Below are 9,315 nucleotides of genomic sequence, written 5' to 3' on the forward strand. Positions count from 1 at the left end.
ACCTTCTCTGCGGCCTGAAAATGGCACGGTTGTTGAGTCCCGTAGAAATCGGCGAACCGCAGGCAGACGGTCGGGAGGTGAGCGCAGTGCGAAGCACCGATTTCATTGCGGGCCGCGGGGATTGATAAGGGGGCCGCGGTGGCCCCCTTATCCCGTTCACAGGTTCTGAACGAATTATTTTCTGCTGATATTAAGGTGAGCGGAATCATGCACCGTGCTTAACTGACAAGCAGTACAGCTTTTGGCTGCCATTTTGCTTTTGTTACGATGCTGCAATAAACAGATCCCGCAACTGATGCAGCTGGTCGCGGATTTGCGCAGCCTCTTCAAACTCCAGATTCTGCGCGTGTTGCATCATCTGCGCTTCCAGCTCATGAATTTTCTGCTGGAGCGCTTTTGGTGTCAGCACGACAGTATCTTCTTCCACCACTGAACGCGCCTTGCCCCGCCCTTTTGCTTTTGTTTTGGCGATGTTCTGACCCAGCGCCAGAATATCCACCACCTTCTTGTTCAGCCCTTGCGGCGTAATACCATTTTCTTCGTTATAACGCTGCTGTTTCTCGCGTCGACGTTCCGTTTCACCAATCGCTTTCGCCATCGATGGGGTTATCTTATCGCCGTAGAGGATCGCCTTACCGTTCACGTTACGCGCGGCACGGCCAATGGTCTGGATCAGGGAACGCTCAGAACGCAGGAAGCCCTCTTTGTCGGCGTCCAGAATCGCGACCAGCGACACTTCAGGCATATCCAGACCTTCTCGCAGCAGGTTGATCCCCACCAGTACGTCGAACTCGCCCAGACGCAGGTCGCGGATAATTTCCATACGCTCCACGGTATCGATATCCGAGTGCAGATACCGCACGCGCTCACCGTGTTCTTCAAGATATTCAGTCAGGTCTTCCGCCATGCGCTTGGTCAGGGTCGTCACCAGCACGCGTTCATTGATGGCAGCGCGGATACGAATCTCAGACAGAAGATCGTCAACCTGCGTAGCAACAGGGCGTACTTCGATAATCGGATCCAGCAGACCGGTAGGACGCACCACCTGGTCCACCACCTCGTCGCCCGATTTCTCCAGTTCATAGCTGCCCGGCGTTGCCGACACGTAGATGGTTTGCGGAGCAAGTGCTTCAAACTCTTCAAACTTCATCGGGCGGTTATCCAGCGCTGATGGCAGGCGGAAACCGTACTCTACCAGCGTCTCTTTACGTGCCCTGTCGCCGCGATACATGCCGCCAATCTGCGGAATCGTCACGTGGGATTCATCCACCACCAGCAGGCCGTCCGCCGGAAGGTAGTCAAACAGGGTTGGCGGTGGCTCGCCCGGCCCGCGGCCAGAGAGGAAGCGCGAGTAGTTTTCGATACCGGAGCAGTAACCCAGCTCGTTCATCATCTCCAGATCAAACTGGGTACGCTGACTTAAACGCTGTTCCTCGAGCAGCTTGTTATTCGCCAGTAGCACCTTACGGCGGTCTGCCAGCTCGTCTTTAATATCTTCCATCGCCTGCACAATACGTTCACGCGGGGTCACGTAGTGCGTTTTAGGGTAGACCGTGAAACGCTGAATGACCGATTCCACATGCCCGGTAAGCGGGTCAAACAACGACAGCCGCTCAACCTCTTCGTCGAACAGTTCAACACGCAGTGCAATATCGTCTGACTCTGCCGGGAAGATATCGATAACTTCGCCGCGCACGCGGAACGTACCACGCTGGAAGGCCTGATCGTTGCGGGTGTATTGCAGCTCTGCCAGGCGGCGCAAAATCGCACGCTGATCGATGATCATCCCCTGGGTAAGGTGCAACATCATCTTCAGGTACAGGTCCGGGTCGCCCAGACCGTAGATAGCGGACACCGAAGCCACCACAATCACATCTCGGCGTTCCAGCAGCGCTTTGGTTGCCGACAGACGCATTTGTTCGATGTGTTCGTTCACCGACGCATCTTTTTCGATAAAGGTATCGGAGCTTGGGACATACGCTTCTGGCTGGTAGTAATCGTAGTAAGAAACGAAGTACTCCACCGCGTTCTCCGGGAAGAACTCTTTCATCTCACCATAAAGCTGAGCCGCCAGGGTTTTATTCGGGGCAAGCACCATAGTGGGGCGCTGGAGATCCGCAATGACGTTGGCAACGGTAAAGGTCTTACCCGAGCCGGTAACGCCCAGAAGCGTCTGATGTGCCAGACCGTCTTCCAGCCCCTCTTCCAGGCGACGGATCGCCTCAGGCTGGTCGCCTGAAGGGCTGAAAACAGAATTCAATTTGAACGGTTTACTCATGGGCGATGACCTGATGACGTAATTAGCGGCAGGTGAGTAATTTTACTCGCAGCTGCCAGGATTGCCAGTAAAAAATACTGGATGAAAAACCAGTGGCGTGTCAGGATATTTAGAGTAGCGTTCGATTGATTAGCGTAATCCCGGTCAAAATTTAGACTGCGACAAAATAAAACACCAGCGAACCCGGGTTATCCCCAGAACTTTTTCTTTTTTAACATTTGTCAAGCCGTGTAATGAAAGTTTTGTGGCAACCAGTGACAGTTTCATTACGCTAATTGCTTTTATATAACAATTTGATTTTTAACCGATATTTTCTAAAGCCGCGTTTCGCACCAATTCAGGTGTAAGCCGCGTGTTCTCTCGCTTATCGCGTGTTTTCTAACTCTAATACACATGGTTATCCACAGGAATAGTGGATAACTGCTTCCAGCCCGTATAGACCGCCACTCAGCTAATTCCCGGTTTTTCCCACCGGTGGGGTGACAAAAAAATTTTATAGCTGTTTTTTGATGATAATCAGTTGCGTCAGACATAACGGTTTGGTGAGATCTTAATCACAATTCAGTGATTTTATCGCTGCACCACAACTCAACACCGCCAGCACTGCCACTGTGCAATTCCGTGCCGCATCCCTACCTTGCCCCAGGCTCATTCCTAAAAAAGTCTCTTTTTTAATCAACTTAACGGTTCTGGCAGGAGTTTTGCACAATCCGTACGAGCCATACCCACATCGATTTTTAAGGAGAGAAACATGTTGAGTCTGCGTGCAGTTAATCAGTTTTACGGAAGCCAACATACGCTATGGAATGTTGATTTAGATTTACCGCCAGGCCTGTGTACGGGGGTCATTGGCCTGCCGGGTATGGGGAAAACCACGCTGATGAACTGCATCGCGGGAAATTTACCCGTTGATAGCGGAACAATCATCTGGCATGAAGCGGGGGCACCACCGCGCGATCTGCTCAGCCAGCCACCTGAACAGCGAAACCGACCTGGCATTGGCTACGTCTCGCAGGACAGACGGATTTTCTCGCAGTTGACCATTGAAGAGAATCTGCATATCGCGATGCGGGCCACGGGAAAGCCTGATGCCTCCGCCAAAAGCGAGGTTTACGCGCTTTTCCCGCAGCTCTATACGCTGCGCCAGACACGGGCCAACGGGTTACCGCCCGATATTCAGTATCAGCTGGCGATAGCCAACGCCCTGGTGAATCGCCCGCGGGTGTTGATTCTGGATGAACCGATGCACGGCGCAGGGCCGAGCTTTGCCCAGAAGCTTGCGCAACTGTTGATAAGGCTGAACCGTGAGCTGGGTATGACGGTACTGTTAGCGGAGCAGCAGCTGTCGTTTATCCGTCGGGTTGCGGACCGCTTCTGCATGTTGTATCGCGGGCGTAACGTGGCACAGGGCCACGTTAACGAGCTGAATGATGAGCTTATTGCCCACTGGATGACACTGGAGGCAAGACGCTGAGATCCAGATAGTGACCAGTTTCGGCACTGTCGGCCCCCTCAGCAAGCCAGGGGATCTCACCCAGGCATGGCGCGGGCAGCACGCGTTTTAGTGTTGCCAGATATTCCTGATGACGCCTGCCTGGTGCGACCACATCGTTGGCTATCCAGCCCGCCAGGCGCAACCCCGCCTGCTGGATGGCCTGCGCAGTCAGCATAGCGTGGTTGATGCAGCCAAGCTTCACCCCCACCACCAGGATAACCGGGAGCTGTTCGGCCTGTACCCAATCGGCAAAGGTTTGTTGATCCGAAAGTGGTGTAAACCAGCCGCCTGCTCCTTCAACCAGTACCCACTCTGCCTGTCGCTCCAGAGCGCGTAATCCCTTCGACAACACCGCGAAATCAATCGCCCGGCCTTCGTCTGCACTGACGATGTGCGGCGAGGTTGGCTCGGCGAATGTGTAGGGATTCACCTGCGAGTAGCTCAGCGTAAGGCTGCTGTTACGTTGCAACGCCAGCGCATCCGTATTGCGTAATCCCTCTGTTGTCATCTCACTGCCCGAGGCCACTGGTTTGTAGCCCGCGGTGATAAACCCTTGCAGATTCGCCGCTTGCAATAGCGCCGAGCTGGCAACCGTCTTACCGACTTCCGTATCGGTGCCGGTGACAAAATAACGTTCAGTCACGTTCGATAATCCCATGAAAAAGTTGATAAGAGAGCGGAAACTCGCCCTGTTGCTGCGGCCAGGCCATCCCTAAACGGTGCAATTGGCCACGGGTAAGCGGTTTTTTGTCCCGTCCCGAATGCAAATGCGTCGCCCCAATACCTTTCAGCGAGCGCATGGCGCTGAGGGCATCGCTAAAACTGAGCGTAATGGTCTGCACCACGCTGCGGTTACGCCAGCCTTTCAGCGCCTGGAGCACCTCATCCTGCGATAAAAACCGGTTAGCGTGCGCCCCGGCATCCACCGCATGCCAGGCCTGATTCAGCTCCGGCAACGAGCTTTCAAGCAGCGTGGTGAATGCGATTTTTCCGCCGGGTCGTGCCACGCGATACAGCTCATGCAACGCCTGAGGCAGGCTGCTGCACCACTGCACTGCAAGGTGGCTCCACACCAGGTCAAACTGCCCGTCGGGCAGGGGGATGGCTTCAATATCCGCGACCAGATAGCGGTCAGCCGCCTGTTGCTGGCGTGCTTCGTCAAGCATTTGCGAAGAGAGATCGATAGCTGTCACACAGCTTCCCGCGGCGCGCCAGTAGCGGCTGTTCGCGCCCGGGCCACATCCGGCATCCAGCACCTGCGGGAAATGGCTCTCGCCCAGCGTGCTGAGCAACCCACGCGCGCTCTGACGTTGCAGTTCATCGTGTTGTGAATAGCTCTGCGCCGCGCGACCAAACGCAGCTGCAATGGCCTCTTTATTGACGGGCAGCATACAGCGCCTCCAGCAGCGTATCGATATCCTGCGTTTCGTGAGCCGCCGTGAGCGTAAGGCGTAACCGCGCCGTGCCAGGAGGTACCGTCGGCGGGCGGATCGCCGTCACCCACATGCCCTGTTCGCGTAGCATTTGCGCCAGCTTCAGTGCCCGGCCGTTATCCCCTACGATAACCGGCTGAATTGCACTCAGTGAGTCAATGCTCTGGAAAGGCAGCGTGCTTAAGCCCTGGCGGAAATGCCGGATGTGTTGTGCTAAGCGCTGCCGACGTGCTTCTCCGTCATCCCCACGTATTACCTGCATTGACGCAGATAACGCCACGGCCTGCGCAGGCGGCATACTGGTGCTGTAAATCAAGTGTCGTGCGAATTGCAGTAGATAATCGGCAACCGTTTCACTGCACAGCACCGCCGCTCCGCTGACACCAAATCCTTTACCGAACGTCACCACCAGCAATTCGGGTTTCACGCCCTGGTGATACGCGCTTCCGCGCCCTTCATCACCCACCACGCCGATCCCGTGGGCATCATCCACCAGCAGCCAGGCGTTATGCTGCTGCGCAACATCATGCAGGGCGTTTAGCGGTGCGCTGTCGCCGTCCATGCTAAACACCCCTTCCGTCACTACCAGCTGTTGGCCGTCACAGGGCTTGTCCAGCAGAGCGTGAAGCGGGGTGGCGTCATTATGGGCAAAGCGGCGAAGCTGCGCCGGGCTCAGGTTTGCCGCCTCCAGTAGCGAGGCATGGCTCAAACGGTCGGCCACAATTCTGTCGTCTTTCCCCATCAGGGCGGTAATCACCGCCTGATTGGCCGCAAAACCCGAGATAAACAGCAACGCACGGGGATACCCCAGCCAGTCGGCAAGCTCTTCCTCCAGCGCCTGATGGGCTGTGGTGTAACCGCTGACGTGGCCTGATCCCCCACTGCCCACACCGTAACGTTCGGCTCCCTGCTGCCAGGCGCGGACAATCTGCGGATGCTGACTTAAGGCCAGATAATCGTTACTGGAGAAGTTGCAAAAACGCTGATTGTCGCGGGTGAGAAAACGGCCTGCACCGTTTTCCACAACCCTGCGTACGCGAAAAGCCTCCGCCGCCCGGCGTTCCTCCAGGGCGGTGTTTATGCGTTGTTGCCAGGTCATACAGCTGCCGCGTTGTAAAACTGGTCAGTATCGGCGTTGAAAATTTGCTGCTCCAGCTGCTGCTGTTGCTCGTTATCGCCCGTCAGCACATCAGTCTGGTGCGGATTCAGCCCTAATTTACGGAACAGCTGGACGTCTTTGTCCTCTTCCGGGTTTGGCGTGGTCAGCAGTTTGCAACCGTAGAAAATAGAGTTTGCACCGGCCATAAAGCACATCGCCTGCGTTTGTTCGCTCATCTGCTCGCGCCCGGCAGACAGGCGCACAAAGGAGGTCGGCATCATGATGCGCGCCACCGCAATGGTGCGGATAAAATCAAACGCATCGACGTCGTCGTTATCCGCCAGCGGCGTACCTTTCACCTTCACCAGCATGTTAATTGGCACGCTTTCTGGTGGGGTTGGCAGGTTGGCCAGTTGCAGCAGCAGACCGGCGCGATCTTTCACCGTTTCGCCCAGGCCGACAATACCGCCGGAACACACTTTGATGCCCGCATCACGGACTTTATCCAGGGTGTCCAGGCGCTCCTGGTAGGTACGCGTGGTGATGATGTTGCCGTAAAACTCAGGAGAGGTGTCGAGGTTATGGTTGTAGTAATCCAGACCCGCAGCAGACAGACGTTGTGCCTGATCGTCATTCAGCGTTCCCAGCGTCATACAGGCTTCCAGCCCCATCTCCTTCACGCCTTTCACCATCTGTTCCAGATAGGGCATGTCGCGATCGTGTGGGTTCTTCCACGCAGCACCCATGCAAAAACGGGTCGATCCTGCGTTTTTCGCTTTACGCGCAGAATCCAAAACCTGCTCCACTTCCATGAGGCGTTCGGATTCAAGACCGGTTTTATAGCGAGCGCTTTGCGGGCAATATTTGCAATCTTCCGGGCACGCGCCCGTCTTGATCGACAGCAGCGTACTGACCTGCACATGACGCGGGTCGAAGTGCTGGCGGTGTACCGTTTGCGCTTCAAACAGCAGATCAAGGAAAGGCTTATCAAATAATTCAGTGACTTGCGACATTGTCCAGCGTGCGTGGTGAGCCATCGGGCTTCTCCAAAGGGTTTTGTTAATTTTCGGTTCGGTTTATACTCGTAAACCTAAAACTTTTCAAAATGGTTTACAAGTCGATTATGACCCAGGACGATCTCGCCTTCGATAAGCTGCATATCTGGCACCCTTACACTTCCACGACGAACCCGCTGCCCGTTTACCCGGTGGCCTCTGCCCACGGCTGCGAACTGCATCTCGCCAGCGGCGAGCGGCTTGTTGACGGGATGTCCTCCTGGTGGGCCGCCATTCACGGCTACAACAATCCGCGTCTGAACGCGGCGATGAAAGCGCAGATTGACCAGATGTCGCACGTGATGTTCGGCGGCATCACTCATCAGCCTGCGGTTGATCTTTGCCGCCGTCTGGTGGCGATGACGCCTGACTCGCTGGAGTGCGTTTTCCTCGCGGACTCGGGTTCCGTCGCCGTTGAAGTGGCGATGAAAATGGCGTTGCAGTACTGGCACGCAAAAGGCGAGGCCCGCCAGCGGTTCCTCACCTTCCGCAACGGTTATCACGGGGATACCTTCGGCGCGATGTCGGTCTGTGATCCGGATAACTCGATGCACAGCCTGTGGAAGGGCTACCTGCCGGAAAACCTGTTTGCCCCGGCGCCACAAAGCCGTTTCGGTGGTGAGTGGAACGAGATGGACATGGTCGGCTTTGCGCGACTGATGGCCGCGCACCGCCATGAGATAGCCGCAGTGATCCTCGAGCCTGTTGTGCAGGGTGCCGGTGGGATGCGCATGTACCATCCCGAGTGGCTGAAACGTATTCGTAAGATGTGCGATCGCGAGGGCATTCTGCTGATTGCCGATGAGATAGCCACCGGCTTTGGCCGCACCGGCAAACTGTTTGCCTGTGAACATGCCGGTATTGCGCCGGATATTCTGTGCCTGGGTAAAGCGCTGACCGGCGGCACGATGACGCTTTCCGCCACGCTCACCACGCGCCACGTTGCCGATACCATCAGCGACGGTGAAGCAGGTTGCTTTATGCATGGCCCGACGTTTATGGGAAATCCACTGGCCTGTGCGGTCGCGAGCGAAAGCCTTGCCATCCTGGAGAGCGGCGAATGGCAAACCCAGGTGGCTGCAATTGAAGCGCAGCTTCAGCAGGAGCTCAGCGCGGCATCGGGTTCTGAGTTTGTTGCAGATGTGCGCGTGCTTGGCGCTATTGGCGTGATTGAGACAACACACCCTGTGAATATGGCCGCGCTACAACGCTTCTTCGTCGAGCGTGGCGTCTGGGTTCGTCCTTTCGGTAAGCTTATCTATCTGATGCCGCCATATCTCATTACCGGGGATCAGCTGCGCAAGCTGACCGCCGCGGTTGTCGAAGCGGTTAAGGTTCCCGCACATTTTGCGATTTAATCCAGGGCGTTAGCTTCGGTACTCTGTTTATGCATTACACTTTTTGCACGGCTCAGTACGGAGAAAACGAATGAAACTCATCAGTCAGGATCTGCGCGACGGCGAGAAATTGCCTGAGCGCCACGTATTTAACGGAATGGGATATCAGGGGGATAATTTATCCCCGCATCTGGCCTGGGATGACGTTCCTGAGGGAACCAAAAGCTTTGTCGTCACTTGCTACGACCCGGATGCGCCAACCGGCTCGGGCTGGTGGCACTGGATTGTCGCCAACCTGCCAGCCAGCACGCGCGTCCTGCCGCAGGGTGCGGGCTCTGGCGTTGCCGCCCTGCCAGAGGGCGCGATCCAGACGCGTACCGACTTTGGTAAAGCGGGGTACGGCGGCGCTGCACCACCAAAAGGGGAAACCCACCGCTATATCTTCACGGTTCATGCACTGGATGTGGATAGGATTGAAGTGGACGAAGGTGCCAGCGGCGCGATGGTGGGCTTTAACGTGCACTTCCATTCGCTTGGAAGCGCGTCGATAACGGCGATGTACTCCTGATAAAAAGCCGGGTGGCGGCTTCGCCTTACCCGGCCTACATTTTGCACCCG

8 protein-coding genes are annotated in these 9,315 nt (G+C 56.0%); 3 read left to right on the top strand and 5 right to left on the bottom strand.

All coding sequences use genetic code 11. The features are described 5' to 3' along the window. Positions 1–262: 262 nt before the first annotated feature. Positions 263–2,278 (bottom strand): excinuclease ABC subunit UvrB, encoded by a 2,016-nt coding sequence (uvrB, locus tag ACS603_RS06600; protein WP_182060094.1) that lies wholly within the window; start codon positions 2,276–2,278, stop codon positions 263–265. Between the two features lie 751 nt (positions 2,279–3,029). Between uvrB and ACS603_RS06605 the strand changes: the two genes are divergently transcribed. After that, entirely contained in the window at positions 3,030–3,752 is a 723-nt protein-coding gene (locus ACS603_RS06605; RefSeq protein ID WP_182060093.1) for an ABC transporter ATP-binding protein, read from the top strand. On the opposite strand, the gene bioD is transcribed toward ACS603_RS06605, so the two are convergent. Genes bioD through bioB form a run of 4 tightly spaced genes read right to left on the bottom strand, consistent with a single transcriptional unit; the run spans position 3,715 to position 7,342 of the window. Beyond that, the gene (gene bioD, locus ACS603_RS06610; RefSeq protein WP_474943976.1) at positions 3,715–4,416 is read right to left on the bottom strand and encodes a dethiobiotin synthase; all 702 of its coding nucleotides are present in this window, start codon (positions 4,414–4,416) and stop codon (positions 3,715–3,717) included. The genes ACS603_RS06605 and bioD overlap by 38 nt on opposite strands. Next, positions 4,409–5,164 (bottom strand): malonyl-ACP O-methyltransferase BioC, encoded by a 756-nt coding sequence (gene bioC / locus ACS603_RS06615; protein WP_474943977.1) that lies wholly within the window; start codon positions 5,162–5,164, stop codon positions 4,409–4,411. Before bioC ends, bioD begins: the two co-directional genes overlap by 8 nt. Next, on the bottom strand, positions 5,148–6,305 hold the full coding sequence (gene bioF / locus ACS603_RS06620) for an 8-amino-7-oxononanoate synthase (RefSeq protein WP_474943978.1): 1,158 nt from the start codon (positions 6,303–6,305) through the stop codon (positions 5,148–5,150). Before bioF ends, bioC begins: the two co-directional genes overlap by 17 nt. After that, positions 6,302–7,342, bottom strand: a complete 1,041-nt coding sequence (gene bioB, locus ACS603_RS06625; protein WP_446492457.1) for a biotin synthase BioB — start codon at positions 7,340–7,342, stop codon at positions 6,302–6,304. Before bioB ends, bioF begins: the two co-directional genes overlap by 4 nt. Positions 7,343–7,428: 86 nt before the next feature. Here bioB and bioA point away from each other — a divergent pair, with 86 nt between their 5' ends. Both bioA and ACS603_RS06635 read left to right on the top strand, forming a co-directional pair. Beyond that, the gene (bioA, locus tag ACS603_RS06630) at positions 7,429–8,718 is read left to right on the top strand and encodes an adenosylmethionine--8-amino-7-oxononanoate transaminase (RefSeq protein WP_395675638.1); all 1,290 of its coding nucleotides are present in this window, start codon (positions 7,429–7,431) and stop codon (positions 8,716–8,718) included. A 70-nt stretch (positions 8,719–8,788) separates the two neighbouring features. Further along, positions 8,789–9,265 carry a kinase inhibitor gene (locus ACS603_RS06635; RefSeq protein WP_182060087.1) on the top strand — a complete coding sequence of 159 codons (477 nt, stop codon included), beginning with the start codon at positions 8,789–8,791 and terminating at the stop codon, positions 9,263–9,265. The last annotated feature ends 50 nt before the right edge of the window (positions 9,266–9,315 follow it).

It is taken from the genome of Enterobacter sp. Li2LvB3, from assembly GCF_056156645.1.

Excerpts from the sequence above, each read along its gene's own strand:
- uvrB (WP_182060094.1), bottom strand. The coding sequence starts at position 2,278 with ATGAGTAAACCGTTCAAATTGAATTCTGTTTTCAGCCCTTCAGGCGAC.
- ACS603_RS06605 (WP_182060093.1), top strand. The coding sequence starts at position 3,030 with ATGTTGAGTCTGCGTGCAGTTAATCAGTTTTACGGAAGCCAACATACG.
- bioC (WP_474943977.1), bottom strand. The coding sequence starts at position 5,164 with ATGCTGCCCGTCAATAAAGAGGCCATTGCAGCTGCGTTTGGTCGCGCG.
- bioF (WP_474943978.1), bottom strand. The coding sequence starts at position 6,305 with ATGACCTGGCAACAACGCATAAACACCGCCCTGGAGGAACGCCGGGCG.
- bioB (WP_446492457.1), bottom strand. The coding sequence starts at position 7,342 with ATGGCTCACCACGCACGCTGGACAATGTCGCAAGTCACTGAATTATTT.
- bioA (WP_395675638.1), top strand. The coding sequence starts at position 7,429 with ATGACCCAGGACGATCTCGCCTTCGATAAGCTGCATATCTGGCACCCT.
- ACS603_RS06635 (WP_182060087.1), top strand. The coding sequence starts at position 8,789 with ATGAAACTCATCAGTCAGGATCTGCGCGACGGCGAGAAATTGCCTGAG.